Genomic DNA, 20,719 nt, shown 5'->3' with positions numbered 1-20,719 from the left:
AATGTCCATGGAAAATTTAATTAAAAGAAAAAATTCCGTGTTATATAAAAGAGCCGACCGGCGAAATGCACCGGTCGGCTCTTTTAACTGCCCCAAAGGACAGGCAGCAGTAGATTTTTTGTGATAATGAGAGAACGGAGTGAACGAATGTTACTGGAGAAGCGGAGCGTTCGCCTTTGATTTAGGATTCCTACCTTGTCCAAGTTAAATCAGAGGAATCCTTAATCAACAGCGATCGGAAGAAACATTCGTTCACGCAGTGACCAGCATCCATTTTCACAACTACCTCTTACTGCTGCATAGTCCGAAAAATACTATGGTTACGCAATCCCGCAAACAGATTAAAAAATCCGATGACAAGGAAGATCGACCCGATCACGATACGTGCGGTGGATGTACCGGAGAGGAACAGCTGAACGCCTGCGATAAACATAAGCATAAAGCCCATGCTGATATTCATTCGGGATGCGTTCAGACCACGAATGCGTGTATCTGTTGAACGGCGTGATTTAAAGCTGAAAAACACAGTAAGCGCCAATGTGAATATGATGCATGGCGCAAACACCCATTGCATGAGTGAATCCATGGTAAACCGACAGCTCCTTTTGTTAAATAAGTAAGTAAAAGTTTACTATTTGACTTTGGCTATTGTAGCATGAAACCGCCCAGAACCGGAAATAAATGCGAATTAAGAAGGCGGACGCTCATACAGCCTAACTTTTACCCAGACCTGCAGTTTATTATCTACGAGGAGCATAGTTGTAATTTCAACGGTGTAATCTTTTTCGAGGACATTGGTATAGATTTTTCTACTTAGGAGCTTTCTGGCAAGCTTAGCATCGGAATCGATTTCATAGATACTTTGCCCAAGGAAGACCGACAGATCTGCTTTAATCCGCTTTATTAATTGTGCCTCGGTTACTTTATCGAGCTTTGGTTTATCTGTTTTTTGTCCAGCTTCTTCTTCAATGTGAGGCAGGACGCTTTTGATGACGGTATGCTGGTTTTTAAACTCAGTTAAGCTTTCTATATCAGTCTCATATTGCTCAAGCTTAACTTCAAGTTCGCTCTTTAGGCTGACTAGCGCATCGAACTGAGCGTGATAGATCGAATTATAGACGATAGCACCTAGCAGCATACCTAGCAAAAGAACCCCGCACATTTGTAACCATTTCATATATCGTTCGAACGGTGGCACTCGCATGCATCAAACCGCTCCTTTACAGATGAGCTTGACCAACTCGGTCCCCATATGGGCGCCAAGAAAGGCAATTGCAATATAACCGATCTGTAGAACGGCAGGAGAGAGATGCCCATCTGCGATATTACTTTCAATAACCCGCATTGGATCAATAGAACCGCCAACTGCAGCGACGATCGCCCATATTTTCAAATTTGAGGCAGTACTTAGCATAATTGAGGTGGTGGGGAGGAGCAGAAAGACCGAACCGATTCCGGCCAGCATAGACCCGCCGAGGACGACGCCAAAGGCGATAAAGAAGTCTAGTCCGGCTTTCGTTAAAATCACGTTCACATGTTACACCTGCCTTCTGACGCATAATCCAGCCTGTCCGGCTGCTTTACTACCATTCTATGGGCGGTGTATGGCCTATTATGATAAAATAGAAGGAATAAGAACCGGAAAGGGAGATGTGGATGAACAGCGTAGAATCCAACTTCGTGCATTTGCACGTACATAGCGAATACAGTCTGCTTGACGGCGCTGCCCGAATCCGCGACTTAGTAGTTAGAGCGGCTGGTCTTGGGATGAAGGCGCTCGCCCTTACGGATCATGGAGTCATGTACGGAGCTATTCCTTTTTATAGAGCATGTCTAGCGCAAGGCATCAAGCCGATTATCGGGTGTGAGATGTATTTTACAGCGGGATCCCGTTTCGAGAAGGGAACACGCAAAGAGAACCCAATCTATCATTTGATTCTTCTGGTCAAAAATGAGACAGGTTATCGTAACCTGATGAAATTATGTTCCATTGGCCATTTGGAGGGCTTTCATTATAAGCCGCGTATTGATCTTGAAGTATTGGAAGCTCATTCGGAAGGGCTGATCTGCTTAAGCTCCTGCCTGAATGGGGAAATCTCGCAGCATCTTCTTCATGATCGCCGGGAAGAAGCGCTGGCAGCTGCATTACGGTATAAGAACATTTTTGGTGATGACTTCTATCTGGAGCTGCAAGATCATGGCATGCTTGATCAAAAGAAAGTAGCAGCCGCGATGATTGAGCTGTCTAGAGAGACTGGCATTCAGCTGGCAGCTACAAATGATGTTCACTATTTAACTGCTGCTGATGCTGCTGTGCAGGATGTTTTGCTTTGTATCGGTACCGGCAAGACGGTGGACGATACGGACCGGATGCGGATGCAGACGGATCAGCTGTTCATGAAGAGCGAGGATGAGATGGCTCTCCTGTTCCGTCATGTGCCGGAAGCGATTCAGAATACAGCCGAAATTGCGGACAAATGCTCGCTTGAGCTTACGTTTGGCCGTGCGGCGCTGCCAGTGTTCCGGCCGGTACCTGATGGGATGACTTCGGCTGTTTATTTGGCAGAGCTATGCCGGGATGGGCTTGCTGCAAGGTACGCAGGATTGCCGCAATGGGCAGAGGATCCGGCTTACCGTGAGCGTGCCGAAGCAAGGCTCAACTATGAATTGTCCGTTATCGAAAATATGGGCTTTAGCGATTACTTCCTGATCGTGTGGGACTTTGTCCGTTTTGCGCATGAGCAAGGCATCCGTACCGGCCCGGGAAGGGGCTCCTCGGCGGGCAGCCTTGTAGCTTATGTATTGCGCATCACGGATGTTGATCCGTTGAAATACAAGCTGCTCTTCGAGCGGTTCCTGAATCCGGAGCGGATTACAATGCCGGATATCGATATCGACTTTAATGATGAACGGCGTGATGAGGTAATTGCGTATGTTTCGGCCAAATATGGTGATGAGCATGTCGCGCAAATCATTACATTTGGTACGATGGCAGCCAAAGCAGCTGTCCGCGACGTAGGACGTGCCATGAATGTACCGTTTGCTGAAGTTGATCGGGCGGCTAAGCTGATTCCGAATCAGCTTGGCATTACGCTCGAGGATGCGCTTCGAATAAGCGAAGGTCTTCGCGAAGCTTGCGAGCGTCAGCCGAAGACCAATGCGATGGTCCAAATGGCGCTGAAGGTTGAAGGCATGCCGCGTCATGCCTCCACCCATGCGGCGGGTGTTGTCATTTCCGGCGGGCCGTTGACCGACTATGTTCCGCTGCAGGCCGGAAGTGAACGAACGGCGCTTACCCAATACTCCATGGAGCATCTGGAAGCTATCGGGCTGCTGAAGATGGATTTTCTAGGTTTAAGGACACTCTCGATTTTGGAGAGGTCGCTCACCTGGATAAAGGGTCAATATGGTAAGGAGATTGATTTCCGTAAAGTATTAGATAACGATCCGGCAACTTATGCGATGCTGGGCCGTGGTGAGACAATGGGTATTTTTCAATTGGAGTCATCAGGCGTTAGACGTGTCCTGCGTGAGATGAAGCCATCGGAATTTGAAGATATCGTATCGGTACTCGCTTTGTACCGTCCGGGTCCAATGGAGTTTATTCCGAAATATATCCAAGGTAAGCATGGACTTGCTCCGGTTGAATATCCGCATCCTTCACTTGAGCCGATTCTGGCAGATACGTACGGTATTATCGTCTACCAGGAGCAGATCATGCAGATCGCTTCCGCGATGGCAGGCTTCTCGCTGGGTGAAGCGGATTTACTTCGTCGTGCTGTATCGAAGAAAAAGCGGGAAGTGCTTGATGAGCAGCGAGAGCATTTCGTGAAGGGCAGCTTAGGTGAAGGGTATACGAGCGAAGAAGCGAATCTTGTATATGATATGATCGTCCGTTTCGCCGACTATGGCTTCCCTCGTGCTCATGCTGCGGCATATGGTGTACTTGCCTTCCAGACCGCCTGGCTGAAGGCTAATTATCCGGTGCCTTTTATGGCGTCGATGCTCGCCTCTGTAACGGGCAACCAGCGCAAGACGGCAGAATACGTAGATGAGTGCAAGCGGATGGGAATTGAGGTTCTGCCGCCTGATGTGAACGAAAGTGGTGTTACTTTTACGCCGGTTGAAGGTGCAGTCCGTTTCGGCCTTGCGGCGGTTAAGAACGTGGGTACACAGGCGATTGAAGCGCTCGAGAAGGAACGCAGGGAGCGTCCGTTCGACAGCTTGCTTGATCTATGCCGACGTGTTGATCTGCGTGTAGTGAACAAGCGTGTATTAGAATCCCTAATACAGGCTGGTGCGCTTGAAACGCTGCCCGGCCATCGTGCTCAGCAGCTTGCTGCACTAGAAGAGACAGTGGAAGCTGCGCTCAAATGGCGGAAAGAACGCGAAGAGCTGCAAATTGAGCTGTTTGGATTTGATGAGGTGCAGAACTGGGATGTCGAGCTGCCAGATATCCGTCCTTATTCAACGGGCGAACAATTGGAGCTGGAGCGGGAGCTGCTGGGCCTTTATTTGTCCGGCCATCCGCTTGATGCCGTTCAGGAAGAGCTTGAGCCGCTTGGACTGGACCGTTTCGTCGAGCTTGCTGAAGCCGCAGAAGGTGCACCTGCTGTAATTGGCGCCAGAATTGTATCTCTAAAACCTTTTACGAATAAAAAAGGAAATGCGATGGGTTTTCTAGAACTGGAAGATAGAGTCATGCGAGCCGAGGCTGTCGTATTCCCGGCTGTATGGAAGCGGTGCGGCGATAAGCTGGAGAAAGGTGGTCTTGCTATTGTGCAAGCTACCGTCCAGCAGCAGGATGAAGATTTTAAGCTTATTGTCGAGGACGTTCTGCCGATTCAGGAAGGCTCAGCTTCCACCGCTCAACTTACCGAGCAGGTTAGCCGGATGAGGAAACAGGCGAGAAGTCGTGCTGCCAGATCGGCAGGATCCGGTTATCAGCCGCAGTCCTCAGCGCTAAAGCCTGCTGCTAAGCAAGCCGTTCAGACGGTGACAACTTCACGGCAGCCGCAACCACAGCCGCAACCGCAGTCGCCGGCAAGGCCAGTCGAACAGTCTGAACGTCAAACTGTAGCGCACTCTGAACGCAAGCGTCAGCGCATCTATATCAAAATTACCACATCAAATGAACATCCTGATGTACTCGAGAAGCTGAAGGAGCTGCTTGCATCCCATCATGGACAGCTTGATACAGTGCTTTTCTATGAACGGGAACAGCGCTCAATTGCCCTTAGCGAGACGTACCGCACGAAGCCTTCACCACAGTTGTTCAGCGCCATTGAGCAATTGCTTGGGCAAGGAGCTGTAATTGTCAGATAATTTATGCACAACCTTAAGATCTCCCGCATACATTTAGTGATACAAGTGGGATTAAGCGGCATCGTTGCCGCTGTTTTTTCCCAGCTTACGTTGCATGAAGACGTACAAGCATATGCGGGAGGGATGGACATGACGTCCGGAATCGAAAATTGGTTGTTGAAACGTGGAGTAAGTGTTGATGATATTGCAGAAATTGTATATACACTGCAGCGCCCCTATAATGCAGATTTGACTATTGCTGAATGCGAAGAGAGCGTAAGGGCTGTACTGGAAAAACGTGAAGTGCAATACGTGCTCTATACGGGTATTGCGCTGGATGAGCTGGCAGAACGCAGACTGCTGCCGGAACCGCTGCAGGCGATCATGGAGACGGATGAGTCTTTATATGGGGTAGATGAGACTTTAGCTCTAGGGATTACGAATGTTTATGGCATGATTGGCTTGACGAGTTTCGGATATTTGGATAAAGTAAAGCCCGGCATTATTCGTCAGCTCAACCTGAAAGGCGAGAAAATTCATGTGTTTCTCGATGACCTTGTAGCGGGATTGGCTGCGGCAGCATCAGCTAGGATCGCGCACCAGGACCCAAAAGCCATCCAATACCATTTGCCCGATTCGCCATGACTGTGGTATCATTATGACATCATATGGCCTTAAACGGGATTGACTTGTTTGAAGATGCGAACTTTGCCCAAGGTAAAGTTTTCAGGAGGTACCATAATGTGGACGGTCATTTACATCGCTCCAACCGCTAGAATCGCGGACAACATCAAGAAGCGGCTTACGGAAGAAGGCTTTCTCGTAAAAGTCCGTCCAGTTAATCTGTCTAAACAGCAATATGAGATCTTGGTTCCATCGGGTGAATTGGAGGAAGTACAGGAAGTATTTAACTCCATTATGCAGCCGTAGAACCTTATACTATTGCGCCTTGAGAGGTGTCACACATTGCAAATTAAGGACTTATTTTCAAAGAAGAAGTATGCGACCATCCCTTCTGAACGCCCTAAGCGCGACATACCGGAAGGTCTAATGAATAAGTGCTCCAAATGCGGCACCATTCAGTACAGCAAAGAATTGGATAAAAACTTGAAGGTATGCTCGTCGTGCGGGCATCATTACCGTCTGAGTGCTTTTGAACGGATTGGGATGACGCTTGATGACGGGCGTTTGTATGAATACGATGCTGATATGGAATCGGTCGATCCTTTGGAGTTCCCAGGGTACAAAGGGAAGCTGGAGCAGCAGCGTCAGAAGAACCCAAATCTTCGTGAAGCTGTTGTAACAGGTGAAGGCACGATTGGCGGCCATCCGGTCGTAGTCGCAGTGATGAGCTTTGACTTTTTCAGTGGAAGCATGGGGTCTGTAGTTGGTGAGAAAATAACAAGAGCAATCGAAGCGGCACATGAGAAGAAACTGCCGCTGCTTATTTTCTCCACTTCCGGCGGTGCTCGTATGCAGGAAAGTATACTTAGCTTAATGCAAATGGCGAAAACAAGCGCCGCTCTTTCCATGTTTCAAGGGGCTGGAGGCTTGTTCATTTCGGTGTTTACAGATCCAACGATGGGCGGAGTTTCCGCCAGCTTTGCGAGTCTTGGCGACTACAATTTGGCCGAGCCCGGCGCTCTTGTTGGTTTTGCCGGCCGGATTGTAATCGAGCAGACGATTCGTCAGAAGCTGCCGGACAACTTCCAGACAGCAGAGTTCAACATGCAGCATGGACAGCTTGACCTGGTCGTTCACCGTAAGGATATGAAGACAACGCTTGGCAAGCTGCTGGATATGCATACCGTAAGGGAGGGATTGTCCCATGGCGGGTGAACAAATGCTTCCGTTTGAGAAGCCAATCAGTGATTTGCGCGAGAAAATTGCAACACTGAAGACGCTGGCTGAGAGCAACGGTATGGACTTTTCCGAAGAAATTGCGCGTCTTGAAGAGAAGTGCAAGAATATGGAGGAAGAGCTGTACAACGAAATGACTCCTGCGCAGAAGATGCATATCGCGCGTCTTCATCAGCGCCCAACATCGCTTGATTTCATTCAAGCGGTGTTTACGGATTTCATCGAACTGCATGGCGACCGTCTATATGCTGATGATTTGGCTATTGTCGGCGGCCTCGCTAAGCTGAACGGATTACCGGTTACGGTAATCGGCCATCAGCGCGGCAAGGATACGAAGGATAATATTGCCCGTTTCTTTGGCAGTCCTCACCCGGAAGGTTTCCGGAAAGCACTGCGTCTTATGCAGCAAGCCAATAAGTTTAATCGCCCGATTATTACTCTCATTGATACTAAGGGTGCTTATCCAGGCAACACTGCTGAAGAGCGTGGTCAGTCCGAAGCGATTGCCCGTAACTTAAGGGAAATGGCCGGATTTGGTGTGCCGATCGTCTGCATCGTAATTGGTGAAGGCGGAAGTGGTGGAGCTCTTGCTCTTGGCGTCGGCAACCGGGTTCTTATGCTCGAGAATGCGATTTATTCTGCAATTTCGCCAAATGGTGCAGCTTCCATCCTGTGGAAGGATGCAACAAAAGCAGATATTGCAGCTGAGGCAATGAAAATTACGGCTAAGGATTTGCTCGAATTCGAAGTGATCGAGGATATCGTTGAGGAGCCGCAAGGCGGCGCACACCGAGATTTGGCGTTCACGGCTGAACGGCTGAAGGAGAAGTTGTGGAAGCATTTGGCGGAACTTCTGCCGATGACAGCTGAGCAACTCATTGAAGACCGTTACCATAAATTCCGGAAGATTGGACAATTCCAAATTGCTCAGACTGCTTCGCAGGAAGCTGAAGAGGTTACGGAAGCTCCTGAGATGACGGAATCCGCAAAAGTATAAAAATTTTTGATTCTTGTACAAGCTGCGGCTCAAGTATTAGATTATTGATAATAATGACTATAGCAGGCACTAAACGGAGGAAAATTAAACATGCGTAAAGCTAAAATTGTTTGTACGATTGGACCTTCCAGCGAATCGTTGGAAAACACGAAGAAATTGATTAAAGCGGGTATGAACGTTGCCCGTCTGAACTTCTCTCACGGCGACTTTGAAGAGCATGGCAACCGGATCAAGAACATCAAGATCGCGAACAAAGAGATGGGAACATCGGTAGCTGTTCTGCTCGATACGAAAGGCCCTGAGATTCGTCTTGGTAAACTGAAAGAAGAGCCTATCGAGCTGATTCAAGGCGAGCAAGTAACGCTGACAACAGAAGAAATTCTGGGCGACATTAACCGCGTGCCTATCACTTACAACAACCTGCCAAACGACGTATCCGTTGGTTCGACAATTCTGATCGATGACGGCTTGATTGGTTTGACAGTTGAAGAAGTGCAAGGAACTGAAATTATTTGCCGCATCGTAAACAGCGGTCAAATTAAGAGCAAGAAGGGCGTTAACGTTCCTGGCGTTGCTATTTCCCTTCCTGGTATTACAGAAAAAGACGCTAACGATATCATCTTCGGTATCGAGATGGGCATCGACTTCGTTGCAGCTTCGTTCGTACGTAAAGCAAGCGACGTGCTTGAAATCCGTGAGCTGCTTGAGCGTCACAATGCAAGTCATGTCCAAATCATCTCCAAAATCGAGAACCAACAAGGTGTTGACAACCTCGATGAGATTCTGGAAGTTTCCGACGGTCTGATGGTTGCTCGTGGTGACCTTGGCGTTGAGATCCCGGCTGAAGAAGTACCGCTGGTACAAAAAACGATGATCGAAAAATGTAACCGCGTTGGTAAACCAGTTATTACAGCTACTCAAATGCTGGATTCGATGCAGCGCAACCCGCGTCCTACTCGTGCAGAAGCGAGTGACGTAGCGAACGCGATCTTCGACGGTACAGATGCAATCATGCTCTCCGGCGAGACAGCTGCTGGTAAATACCCGGTTGAAGCGGTAACAACAATGTCCCGTATTGCTGAGCGCGCAGAAGCGGCTTTGGAATACCGTGAAATTTTCAACAAACAAGCAAGTGCTCAACAAACATCCGTAACAGAAGCGATCAGCCAAGCGGTTGCAGTATCCGCTCTTGACCTGAACGCTGCAGCGATCGTAACTTCGACGCAAAGTGGCTTCACAGCTCGTATGGTTGCCAAATATCGTCCTAAAGCACCAATCATCGCAGTAACAAACGACGAGAGAGTAATGCGTCGTCTGGCTCTGATCTGGGGCGTTAAACCGGTTCTTGGTGAGATTGCTGAAACAACGGATGCAATGTTCGAAAATGCTGTTGCAGGTGCAAGAAGCACTGGCCTGATCAGCCTTGGCGATACAATTGTTATTACTGCAGGTGTACCTGTTGGCCGCGCTGGCACAACAAACCTGATCAAGATCCACCATGTAGGCGAGCTTCTGGCACAAGGACAAGGTATCGGCAGCCAAACAGCTACCGGCCGTATCGTTGTAGCACGCACGCCTGAAGAAGCAAATGCAAGAGTAACAGCTGGTTCGATCCTTGTAACGGTATCGACAGATAAAGAATATATGCCTGCTTTCGAAAAAGCAGCAGCCGTTATTACTGAGCAAGGTGGCATCACTAGCCATGCTGCAGTTTGTGGCATCAACCTTGGTATTCCAGTTATTCTGGGTATCTCGAATGCAACTGAACTGTTGATGGACGGTACTGAAGTTACAGTCTACGGTGAGACTGGTGTTGTATACTCCGGACAAGCTAAAGTCCTGTAATCTCACAATTTCATATTTCTCTACAGCGTAGAGAGGAGCAGAAGCGAGGGTGAGCAATTCACCTTCGCTTTTGTTTCAACTAAAGGTTAATTATTTGTAAATGAAGTTCGTAATAATATAGGGGGTAGCTTCAATTATGCCGTCACAGAAATGGTTCCTGCATCCGCTGCGCGTGCGCTATCAGGAAACGGATCAAATGGGGGTTGTTTTTCATGGCAATTACATAACTTGGTTTGAAATTGGCCGGACGGAGCTGATCCGCTCTGCAGGTTATGATTACAAATCCATCGAACAACAAGGCTTATTGCTGCCGGTTGTAGATCTTCAATGCCGCTACGAACTACCTGCACGTTATGACGATACCCTGCTGATTTGTACAAGAGTCGCGGATTTTTCCCCAGTTCGTCTATCCTTCGAATCCGAAATCCGCAGAGTAGATCTTGATGAATTCCACCCTGCTATCGTTGAGAATAAAGAGAAGCTGCCTGGTGAAAGACTGGTTACAGGCGGTACCAAGCATGTCTGGGTAAATGAGAAATGGCGGCCGGCAAGACTGGATAAAGGCCTGCCGGAATTATATGCTTTGCTTCAGTCAATGGCATAGCTGATCCCTATTTCTTTATTTCTTTATTGTATGTGGAGGTTGTTTCGAGTCGAGTGCGACTATTGTGCGTTTGTTTCAACCTGTTTAAGGTTGATCAAGAAAGAAACCACAAGGAGCACTCGGCCGAAACAACCGAAGCCGTGTTAACTTTATCTTTACAATTCGTTAATATTCCAATAATAGTCTTCTGTCATAATAGGGACATGATTGGGGAGGCGTAAGGAAATGACAAGACAATTGTCCCACTATGTGAATCGGGATCTAAGCTGGATCGAATTTAATCGCAGAGTGCTCCAGGAAGCACAGGATACGAGCAATCCTTTGCTTGAACGCGCCAAATTTTTGTCTATTGTAACAAGTAATTTAGACGAGTTTATGAGTGTACGAGTTGCCGGTATCCAAGATCAGATACGGGCTGGATATACGAAGATGGATTTTACAGGCTATACGCCTCAAGGTCTTTGGAAAAGATTAATTAAACGAACCACGACGATGGTTTATGATCAATACAGAACTTATCGGGAAGTATTCCGTTGTCTTGGTCGGGAAGGCATATTGATTACATCCGTTGAGGAGCTGAATGCCAATCAGCTCAAAGCGGTAACGCAGTATTTTCAAGAAATTGTGTTCCCAGTACTGACACCGATGGCAGTAGACCAGAGCAGGCCATTTCCCCTTGTACATAACAAGGAGCTGTATCTGGCGATCTTGCTCCAACAGGAGCAAGATCATGCAATCCACGAGGATGGTCCGCTCTTTGCTATCGTTCAAGTTCCTTCGATCCTGCCTCGGTTTGTACCGGTTCCCGGCAGAACTAACAGCAAGAAGATGGAATTTATCCTGCTGGAAGATCTTATTGAGCATAATATTACATCCTTATTTAACGGTTACACGCCTACGGCCGTTCATCCTTTCCGTCTTACTCGTAATGCCGACCTTACGTTGAATGAAGATGGTGCAGAGGACCTTTTGGAGGAGATTGAGAAGGAGCTTCGCAGAAGGCGTTGGGGTATTCCGGTTCGGCTGGAAGTAGCCCGCGGTATGCATCCGATGGCTCTTGAGATTCTGAAGGAAGAGCTGGAAATTGAGGATAATCTAATCGAGATCGATGGACCTCTTGATCTCAGCTTCTTGATGAAATTTGTTCATTCTCTTCCAGGTCATGATAATCTTCGATATAGCCGGCTTGATCCGGTCTATCCGCATGAGTTTGACGAGACGGATGACATGTTTGAGGTAATCCGTCAACGTGATGTACTTATGTACCACCCTTATGAATCGTTTGATGCGGTGACTGATTTCATCGAGCAGGCAGCAGAGGATCCAGATGTTCTGGCGATTAAGATGACCTTATATCGTGTAAGCGGACAGTCTGCGCTTGTGCAAGCCTTATCGAAAGCAGCGGAGTCTGGTAAGCAGGTGACGGTAGTTGTTGAGCTCAAAGCCAGATTCGATGAGGAACGGAATATTGCCTGGGCTCGTCAGCTGGAAAAGTCGGGCTGTCATGTTGTCTATGGGCTAGTTGGATTAAAGACGCATGCCAAAATTCTGTTAGTTGTCCGCAGAGAGCAAGGCACGCTCCGCCGCTATGTACATGTCGGTACGGGTAATTATAATGACAGTACAGCAACGTTATATACCGATATTGGTCTTTTCACCTCACATCCGATCATCGGCAGTGATGCGTCGGCGCTCTTTAATGAAGTGACTGGTTATTCATCGCCGTATGAGTGGAAGGCTTTTGGCGTAGCACCTACGGATTTGAAGGAGAAGTTATTCCGGTTGATCGATCGTGAGATTACGAATGCTGAGCAGGGCATTCCAGCACGTATTATCGCGAAGATGAACTCACTTTCAAATCAGGAAATGATCGATAAGCTGTATGAAGCATCACGGGCTGGGGTTCAGATCGAATTAATCGTTCGTGGTGTATGCTGTCTCAGACCAGGAGTGGCAGGACGCAGCGAGAATATTCGCGTGATCAGTATTGTGGATCGTTTCTTGGAGCATGCAAGGGTAATGTACTTCCATAATGGCGGGGATGAAGAGGTGTACCTGTCGAGCGCGGATTGGATGACACGGAATTTAACGAGACGTATTGAGTTAATGTCACCGGTGTTTGACAAAAACCTTCGCAAGACGCTGATTAACATGCTGCAGCTGAATCTTGACGATAATGTAAAGTCGAGAGAACTGCAGTCGAACGGCACCTATACTCATGTTAAAAATGAAATGATGCCGTTCCGCAGCCAATTCGAGGCGAGATCGATTCCGCAGTGGAAATATTACGTATAGTCGGGCAGATTCAGAACAGGAATAAGTCCCCACAGTTTTTTGAAGTCGGAAGCTAATTCATCGACTTCTCGTGCTTCAAGAGCTAATGTTCCTTCGGAACGTACGGGATCAAGAAGCAGTTGATTTGCCGATTGGGAAGCTTCAAGCCTGCCAATGGCTTGTGTCTCACTGCGGTCAAGTGCTGCTGCAAGCTGGAGCAGAACACCAAGTTTATGAATTGTATCATAGTCGGATTCGTTTAACAGTTCCCTATAATCGAGGAGCTGCTGGCGGGTCCGATTTTTGCTTTTGTAGGAAGCTATGGCTGCAATCATTAGAATTTCGCGATGAGCAAGGCCATTCAAATGGGAATTGACGATCAGATAAAATGTATGCTTCGCATAGTCATAGTAATCAATAGATGCTCCAATTCGGAATAAGGTTGAGGCTGCATCAAGCAGCATTTTGCCTCGATTCGGCAGCAGGTGGACAGGCCGCAGCTCATCATACAGCTGAAGCGCCAGCCGGTTAACCTGCATCACATGCTGCTTGGGGGCAGCCGGATGAAGGGCGCTTAAATTACTAAGGCTGAAAGCAAGCACATCCTGATGCAGAGAACGGCCTGGGAACCGGGTAGCGTAGAACAATCCGTCTCGCAGTCCTGAAGCGCATATGCGGTAATGAGACGCCTTGAGCAGGCGGAAAAGAGTGCGCAGCACAGCAATACCAGGCACGATGACATCAACCCGGTCTTTGGATAACCCCGGGAATTTGCGCCGCTTATCGAGCGGGGTTTGGAACAAATCCTGGAACAAGAAGTCTGCATCCATACCGGTCATCGGATAGTTATGAGTCTGGGTGAATGGATATTTGGTCACCGCTTGATGAATTTTACCCATCGCACGGGCGGTTCCACCTACCCCGATCAGTGGCAGTGACGGTGACTTCAACAGCCAAGGCTCATTCTTGACGGATTCAGTGACGAGTGACTCAATGCCTTTTAACCCTTCTTCGCTTAACAGACCTTTAACCGCATATTTCCGATTCAAGCTGACACAACCGAAAGGAAAGGATACGGATTGAACTAACTCCTTATTGCGGAACAGGGATACCTCCGTGCTGCCTCCGCCTATGTCGACGAGGAAGCCGTCTTGTACGTCCATCGCGTTAATCATGCCAAGGAAGCCGTAAGTCGCTTCATCTGCACCACTTAATAATTCGATGGTAAGTCCCGTCTCCGACTTAATAGCATCAAGAATTTCCGATTGATTGGCAGCATTGCGGATAGCAGCTGTTGCAATTGCGCGAATATGTCCGGTTCGGTTATGAGCGCAAATCATGGTAAAATGATTTAATGTACCAAGCAGTTCCGTAATTGCTTCTTCAGATAAGCAGCCGCTGTCATCGACGCGTTCGGCCAGGCGGGCTGGACGCTTACCTCCGTCAATGACCCGGTGCGCGCCGTTTGCCGTCCGCTCATAGACGACAAGGCGAACCGAGTTAGAGCCGATATCGATGATGCCGATTCGTTGTTCAGTCATCGCAAGTTCCTCCGTGCATGTTATAACTTCTATTCTATCACATTGAAATATGATTTCGGTATGCGACTATTTTTGTGCAGTTTAGGGAAAAATGCAGCTGGAGCAAATGTGCGAAAATTGCGGAAGAAAGGGATTGAAAAAAAACTTTATAGCGCCGATAAAGCATTTCTATGTCTGGTTTTGTTCACTTCGCTCTAAAAATCATTTATGATTAATAGCGACGAGAAAGATTCGAATACTATTTTCACCGAAAAATTTTCGAGTTAGAGGAGAGAGAACGATGACAGCTACAAAAGGTCTGGAAGGAATTGTGGCCGCATCATCGTCGATCAGCTCCATTATCGATGGAGTATTGACGTATCGCGGTATAAATATTGATGATCTTGCAGAAAACGCAACATTTGAAGAGGTTGCCTACCTGCTTTGGTATGGCAAGCTGCCTAATCGTTCCGAGCTTGACGGACTTCAAAAGCAATTAGATCAATACGCGGCTATCCCAAGCCAAGTAATCGAACAAATTAAACTTTATCCTGCCGGTACAAATTCAATGGCAGCGCTCCGTACGGCTATTTCGAGCCTGGCGCTGTATGACGAATCCGCTAATGACATGTCGACAGATGCTAACCAACGTAAAGCAATCAAGCTGCAAGCTCAATTGCCTACAGTTGTTGCGGCATTTGCTCGTATTCGCGAAGGCAAAGAGCCGGTTGCTCCAAAACAAGGCGTATCCATTGCTTACAATTTCCTATACATGCTTACAGGTGAAGAGCCTGCTGAAGTTGCAGTTAAAGCACTTGATCAAGCATTGGTTCTCCATGCTGACCATGAGCTTAACGCTTCGACATTCGCAGCTCGTGTAACCGTTGCAACATTGTCTGATATTTATTCGGGCGTAACTTCCGCGATTGGCGCTTTGAAAGGCCCTCTGCATGGCGGTGCGAATGAAGCCGTTATGGTGATGCTTGAAGAGATCGGCTCGATGGCTAACGTTGAAGGCTACATCAACAACGCGCTTGCGAACAAACAAAAAATTATGGGCTTTGGTCACCGTGTATACAAAGATGGCGACCCTCGTGCGAAGCACCTGCAGCAAATGTCCCGCGAGCTGGGCAAACTGACTGGCAATATGGAACTGTACGAAATGTCGATCAAGATTGAAGATATGGTTACTGGCCAAAAAGGTCTGAAGCCAAATGTCGACTTCTACTCGGCTTCCGTGTATACTACGCTTGGTATCCCACGCGATCTGTTTACGCCAATCTTTGCAATCAGCCGTGTATCCGGATGGAGTGCACACATTCTTGAGCAATATCAAGATAACCGCCTCATTCGTCCACGTGCGGACTATGTTGGCCCAGTTAACGCGAAATACATTCCAATCGAGCAGCGCTAATTAAGCGCGTGCTTACATATTCTAAGGAGGATTTATTCTAATGGCGCAATTCGAAAAATACGCACTTCCTACAGAAGGCGAACAAATTACAATTGATAACGGTGTACTGCAAGTACCTAACAACCCAATCATTCCTTTCATCGAAGGCGACGGCACAGGCCGTGACATCTGGGCAGCATCGAAACGCGTACTTGACGCAGCTGTTGAGAAAGCATACGACGGCAGCAAAAAAATCGCTTGGTACGAAGTATTCGCTGGCGAAAAAGCTTTCAACGCATATGGCGAGTGGCTGCCAGCTGACACGCTGACTGCAATCCGTGAATACATCGTTGCTATTAAAGGTCCTTTGACTACGCCAATCGGCGGCGGTATCCGTTCCCTGAACGTTGCGCTTCGCCAAGAGCTTGATCTGTACACTTGCCTTCGTCCAGTTCGTTACTTCGCTGGCGTGCCTTCCCCGGTAAAACGTCCTGAGCTGGTTGACATGGTTATCTTCCGTGAGAACACAGAAGACATCTATGCTGGTATCGAGTACCAAGAAGGTTCTGAGGAAGTGAAGAAAGTAATCGCGTTCCTGCAAAACGAAATGGGCGTTAACAAAATCCGTTTCCCTGAAACTTCGGGTATCGGCATCAAGCCAGTATCCAAAGAAGGCTCCCAACGTCTTGCTCGTGCTGCAATCGAATATGCGATCAAACATGGCAAGAAAACTGTTACACTCGTTCATAAAGGCAACATCATGAAATATACAGAAGGCGCGTTCAAGAACTGGGGCTACGAAGTGGCTGAGCAAGAGTTCGCTAACGAAACCTTTACTTGGGGTCAATACGACCGCATTAAAGAAGCAGAAGGCACAGACGCTGCTAACAAAGCACAAGCAGAAGCAGAAGCTGCTGGCAAAATCGTCGTAAAAGACGCGATTGCTGACATCGCTCTGCAACAAGTTCTGACTCGTCCTACTGACTTCGACGTAATCGCAACTTTGAACCTGAACGGCGACTACCTGTCCGACGCTCTGGCTGCACAAGTTGGCGGTATCGGTATTGCACCGGGCGCGAACATCAACTACCTGACTGGACATGCAATCTTCGAAGCAACTCATGGTACTGCTCCTAAATATGCAGACAAAGACGTTGTTAACCCAGGTTCCGTAATCCTGTCCGGCGTTATGATGCTTGAGCATCTGGGCTGGCAAGAAGCGGCTGACCTGATCTATAAAGGTATGGAAGCTTCGATTAACAACAAAACCGTTACTTATGACTTCGCACGCCTGATGGACGGCGCTACTGAAGTGAAATGCTCGGAGTTCGCTAACCAAGTAATTAAAAACATGTAATTATAAAAAGTGGGGGCTTATGCCCCCTCTTTTTTTAGATAGGAATACTTATTTATGGCAATAATGCAGAGGTTAATACAACTAAGGCTTACGAAGTAAGAATCACCAAATGCCTTAACTGAGCCTGTTGTGTGGTCATCTTGCTTACGAAGTAAGAATCACCACAAATGGCCTCAACTCGGCCCTTTGTGTGGTCATTCTTATGTAGTGCTTACGAAGTAAGAATCACCACAAATGGCCTCGAATCAGCCCATTTGTGTAGTAATTCTTTTAAGGAGGTAGTTATCAAATGGCTATTAAACGCAGAAAAATTACAGTTGTAGGTGCCGGCTTCACCGGGGCTACTACGGCTCTGATGGCAGCACAAAAGGAACTGGGTGACATTGTTCTTGTCGACATTCCCCAGCTGGAAAACCCGACAAAAGGTAAAGCGCTTGATATGCTCGAATCAACTCCTGTTCAAGGTCTGGACGTGAACATCACTGGTACGGCCAGTTATGAAGATACTAAGGACTCCGACGTTGTTATTATCACTGCAGGTATTGCCCGCAAGCCAGGGATGAGCCGTGATGACCTCGTCAATACAAACGCAGGTATCGTAAGGTCGGTATGTGAGCAAGTAAAGGCAACAAGCCCGAACGCTTATGTCATCATCCTCTCCAATCCGGTGGACGCCATGACTTATGTGGCCTACCAAGCGCTAGGTTTTCCTAAAAACCGTGTCATAGGTCAATCCGGTGTGCTTGATACGGCCCGTTATTGCACATTTATTGCGCAAGAGCTGAATGTATCGGTGGAAGATGTTCGCGGCTTTGTGCTTGGCGGACATGGTGACGATATGGTTCCACTCGTACGTTACTCGAATGTTGGCGGTATTCCGATCGAGAAGCTGATCCCAGCTGACCGTATCGAAGCTATCGTACAGCGTTCCCGTGTTGGCGGTGGTGAGATCGTGAACCTCCTAGGCAATGGCTCAGCTTACTATGCACCTGCAGCTTCACTCGTTCAAATGACAGAGGCGATTCTGAAGGACAAGAAACGGATTCTGCCGGTCATTGCTCTGCTTGAAGGCGAGTACGGGTATAATAACCTGTTCATGGGTGTACCTACGATTATCGGCGGCGATGGCATTGAGAAAGTGATTGAGCTGGATCTAACCGCGGAAGAAAAAGCGGCTCTGGACAAATCAGCCGAATCCGTTCAAAATGTTATTAAAGTAGTTACAGGCCAAGCGTAAACGGCCATGAGCCTTATAAAGATTCGTTTGGGAGGACCCTGACACTTAGCTGCCAGGGTCCTCATTTTGATTTAAGGAAGGGGGAATAAACGTGCTGCAGCAAGCACGAAGCGAGCTGAAAAGAGTATACGGGTATGATACGTTTCGTCCCGGACAAGAAGATATTATAGAGGGAATATTGGAGGGGCGTGATACGCTTGCCATTCTGCCGACTGGCGGAGGGAAGTCAATCTGCTTTCAAGTTCCATCTCTCATTATGCCAGGTACTTCAATAGTTATATCGCCATTAATTTCGCTTATGAAGGATCAGGTTGATACACTGAACCGGCTTGGTGTTTCAGCGGCCTTTCTGAACAGCTCTCTCGGAGCGGAGGAATACCGGACAGTGTTGCGAAATGCACTGAGAGGCGAATACAAGATGCTGTATGTGGCTCCGGAACGGCTTGATGCACCTATGTTTACAACCTTGTCCGAGCAGCTCCATATCCCAATGATTGCGATTGATGAGGCACACTGCGTCTCGCAGTGGGGGCATGATTTCCGTCCGAGCTACCGGCAGCTCGCGGGATGGATCGGCAAAATGCCAAATCGACCGCTAGTCTCTGCGTTTACAGCAACAGCAACACAAGAGGTGGCAGAGGATATTACGGCCATGCTGGGTTTACGGCAGCCTAATGTGTTTGTAACCGGGTTTGCTAGACCCAATCTGTCCTTATCCGTTGTAAGTGGTGGTGACAAGAAAAACTTCCTTCAGCAATTTTTGCGCGAGCGGGAGGATCAATCCGGCATTATCTATACAGCCACACGGAAAGAAACCGAGCAGGTACACGAGCTGTTGATTCGAAAAGGGATTGCGGCTGGCAAGTATCATGGCGGGTTGTCTGATACCGAACGTGCGGATACGCAGGAGAAGTTCCGGTTTGATGAGCTTCGCATCATGGTGGCGACGAATGCTTTTGGAATGGGCATCGATAAGCCTAACGTGCGATATGTCATCCATTGGCAGATGCCTGGCGATATCGAATCCTACTATCAGGAAGCGGGGCGTGCCGGCCGGGATGGGGAGGAGAGCGAATGTGTGCTGCTCTTCGAACCGCAGGATGTACAGGTACAGCGTTTCCTGATTGAGCAGGGGATGGGAGATGAATACCGCAAATCGGTTCAGTTGTCCAAGCTTCATAACATGATGAACTACAGCCGCACCCAGCGCTGTCTACAGCAATATATCGTCGATTATTTCGGCGAGAAGGGTGTTGAGCCTTGCGGCAAATGCAGTAACTGCCTCGACAAGAGCGAGCTGGTTGACCGTACGCCGGAAGCACAGAAGGCACTCTCATGCGTTGGCCGTATGAAGGGACGCTTTGGTGTAACAATGGCGGCTAAAGTATTAAAAGGATCACGCGACAAACGGTTATTGGAGTTAGGGCTGGACCGATTAACGACATACGGATTATTCAATAATTGGCCGGAAAAAGAAATCGCCGATTGGTTGTACTGGCTTGTAGCGGAAGGTTACTTACGTATGAGCGAAGGGCAGTATCCTACAGTATCTCTAACAACTGCTGCTTTGCCAGTGCTGGAAGGCAACGAGATAGTCAAGCAGCGGCTGAGGACTAGCGTTAGGAGAAGTGCCTCGGGAGATGGTGCTGGAGCATCGTCGCCATTATTCGATGCACTCAAGCAATGGCGCAAAGAAGCGGCAGCACGGGAAAACGTTCCTCCGTTTATGCTGTTCTTTGATGCTACGCTGAAGGAGCTTGCGGATGCAAGGCCGCTGACGGAAGAGCAGTTGCTGCAGACGAAAGGTATTGGCGCGGCGAAAGCAAACAAGTATGGAGCAGAAGTACTTGCTATTATTCAAGAGCATGCGGGAAGTACGAGTAACGCGCCATCTGCTAGCATTAGTAATACGCAGAAGCGTCCTGCCGCGCGTCCACCTGCCTCATCAGAGGATACACCTAGCCATGTCATGACCCTGGAGCGGTTTAACACCGGTCTATCCACTCAGGAGATTGCTGATGAACGTGGACTTAGCCGGGTGACGATTGAGGGACATCTGATTCGTTGTGCCGATGAGGGACATGAGCTCGATTGGGGCCGTGTTATTCCGGAGCAATATGAGGAGCAGATTGTTCTTGTTGTGCAGGAACTTGGTCCGGATAAATTAAGGCCGATCAAAGATGCTTTACCGGAAGAAGTGGATTATTTTTCCATTCATGGTGTAATCGCTAAATACGGCTTTAAGACAAAATCTTGAACTTTACCGGAAATGCTTCCGAAAAGCCGGATAACTAAGGGTGATACTTTGTGTTTCAGACAGGCATTTAG

16 protein-coding genes are annotated in these 20,719 nt (G+C 48.1%); 12 read left to right on the top strand and 4 right to left on the bottom strand.

Annotation, left to right across the window (positions count from 1 at the left end):
• Positions 1-289: 289 nt before the first annotated feature.
• The 3 genes from FHS17_RS20095 to FHS17_RS20085 all read right to left on the bottom strand — a co-directional run bounded on the left by FHS17_RS20095 (position 290) and on the right by FHS17_RS20085 (position 1,534).
• Positions 290-586 carry a YtpI family protein gene (locus tag FHS17_RS20095; protein WP_167280233.1) on the bottom strand — a complete coding sequence of 99 codons (297 nt, stop codon included), beginning with the start codon at positions 584-586 and terminating at the stop codon, positions 290-292.
• A 102-nt stretch (positions 587-688) separates the two neighbouring features.
• The gene (locus FHS17_RS20090) at positions 689-1,204 is read right to left on the bottom strand and encodes a sporulation membrane protein YtrI (protein WP_167280232.1); all 516 of its coding nucleotides are present in this window, start codon (positions 1,202-1,204) and stop codon (positions 689-691) included.
• 3 nt (positions 1,205-1,207) lie between these two features.
• Entirely contained in the window at positions 1,208-1,534 is a 327-nt protein-coding gene (locus FHS17_RS20085; RefSeq protein WP_167280231.1) for a YtrH family sporulation protein, read from the bottom strand.
• A gap of 122 nt (positions 1,535-1,656) precedes the next feature.
• Here FHS17_RS20085 and FHS17_RS20080 point away from each other — a divergent pair, with 122 nt between their 5' ends.
• From FHS17_RS20080 to FHS17_RS20045, 8 genes are all read left to right on the top strand, one after another.
• Positions 1,657-5,325, top strand: coding sequence for a DNA polymerase III subunit alpha (locus FHS17_RS20080; protein WP_167280230.1), 3,669 nt, complete (start codon positions 1,657-1,659; stop codon positions 5,323-5,325).
• Between the two features lie 129 nt (positions 5,326-5,454).
• Positions 5,455-5,949: a phosphatidylglycerophosphatase A family protein gene (locus FHS17_RS20075; protein WP_167280229.1), complete on the top strand. Its 495-nt coding sequence runs from the start codon at positions 5,455-5,457 to the stop codon at positions 5,947-5,949.
• Positions 5,950-6,045: 96 nt separating this feature from the next.
• Positions 6,046-6,234, top strand: coding sequence for a hypothetical protein (locus tag FHS17_RS20070; protein ID WP_015846041.1), 189 nt, complete (start codon positions 6,046-6,048; stop codon positions 6,232-6,234).
• Between the two features lie 36 nt (positions 6,235-6,270).
• Complete coding sequence (gene accD, locus FHS17_RS20065; protein WP_167280228.1) at positions 6,271-7,143, top strand: acetyl-CoA carboxylase, carboxyltransferase subunit beta; 873 nt, start codon at positions 6,271-6,273, stop codon at positions 7,141-7,143.
• On the top strand, positions 7,133-8,161 hold the full coding sequence (locus tag FHS17_RS20060) for an acetyl-CoA carboxylase carboxyltransferase subunit alpha (protein WP_167280227.1): 1,029 nt from the start codon (positions 7,133-7,135) through the stop codon (positions 8,159-8,161). Before accD ends, FHS17_RS20060 begins: the two co-directional genes overlap by 11 nt.
• Positions 8,162-8,251: 90 nt before the next feature.
• Positions 8,252-10,006 (top strand): pyruvate kinase, encoded by a 1,755-nt coding sequence (pyk, locus tag FHS17_RS20055; RefSeq protein WP_167280226.1) that lies wholly within the window; start codon positions 8,252-8,254, stop codon positions 10,004-10,006.
• Positions 10,007-10,142: 136 nt separating this feature from the next.
• The gene (locus tag FHS17_RS20050) at positions 10,143-10,610 is read left to right on the top strand and encodes an acyl-CoA thioesterase (RefSeq protein WP_167280225.1); all 468 of its coding nucleotides are present in this window, start codon (positions 10,143-10,145) and stop codon (positions 10,608-10,610) included.
• A gap of 225 nt (positions 10,611-10,835) precedes the next feature.
• Positions 10,836-12,905, top strand: a complete 2,070-nt coding sequence (locus FHS17_RS20045; protein WP_167280224.1) for an RNA degradosome polyphosphate kinase — start codon at positions 10,836-10,838, stop codon at positions 12,903-12,905.
• Here FHS17_RS20045 and FHS17_RS20040 read toward each other — a convergent pair.
• Positions 12,896-14,425 carry a Ppx/GppA phosphatase family protein gene (locus FHS17_RS20040; protein WP_167280223.1) on the bottom strand — a complete coding sequence of 510 codons (1,530 nt, stop codon included), beginning with the start codon at positions 14,423-14,425 and terminating at the stop codon, positions 12,896-12,898. The genes FHS17_RS20045 and FHS17_RS20040 overlap by 10 nt on opposite strands.
• Positions 14,426-14,705: 280 nt before the next feature.
• Between FHS17_RS20040 and citZ the strand changes: the two genes are divergently transcribed.
• The 4 genes from citZ to recQ all read left to right on the top strand — a co-directional run bounded on the left by citZ (position 14,706) and on the right by recQ (position 20,648).
• A complete protein-coding gene (gene citZ / locus FHS17_RS20035; protein ID WP_167280222.1) occupies positions 14,706-15,818 on the top strand; it encodes a citrate synthase in 1,113 nt (370 codons plus the stop codon).
• 40 nt (positions 15,819-15,858) lie between these two features.
• Complete coding sequence (gene icd / locus FHS17_RS20030; RefSeq protein ID WP_167280221.1) at positions 15,859-17,154, top strand: NADP-dependent isocitrate dehydrogenase; 1,296 nt, start codon at positions 15,859-15,861, stop codon at positions 17,152-17,154.
• Positions 17,155-17,443: 289 nt separating this feature from the next.
• A complete protein-coding gene (mdh, locus tag FHS17_RS20025) occupies positions 17,444-18,391 on the top strand; it encodes a malate dehydrogenase (protein ID WP_167280220.1) in 948 nt (315 codons plus the stop codon).
• Between the two features lie 91 nt (positions 18,392-18,482).
• Positions 18,483-20,648 (top strand): DNA helicase RecQ, encoded by a 2,166-nt coding sequence (recQ, locus tag FHS17_RS20020; RefSeq protein ID WP_167280219.1) that lies wholly within the window; start codon positions 18,483-18,485, stop codon positions 20,646-20,648.
• The last annotated feature ends 71 nt before the right edge of the window (positions 20,649-20,719 follow it).

Source organism: Paenibacillus lupini (genome assembly GCF_011761355.1).
In the GTDB taxonomy this organism is placed as follows: domain Bacteria; phylum Bacillota; class Bacilli; order Paenibacillales; family Paenibacillaceae; genus Pristimantibacillus; species Pristimantibacillus lupini.
Note: the sequence above shows the minus strand (reverse complement) of the source record. Positions and strands in the feature narration are given on the sequence as shown.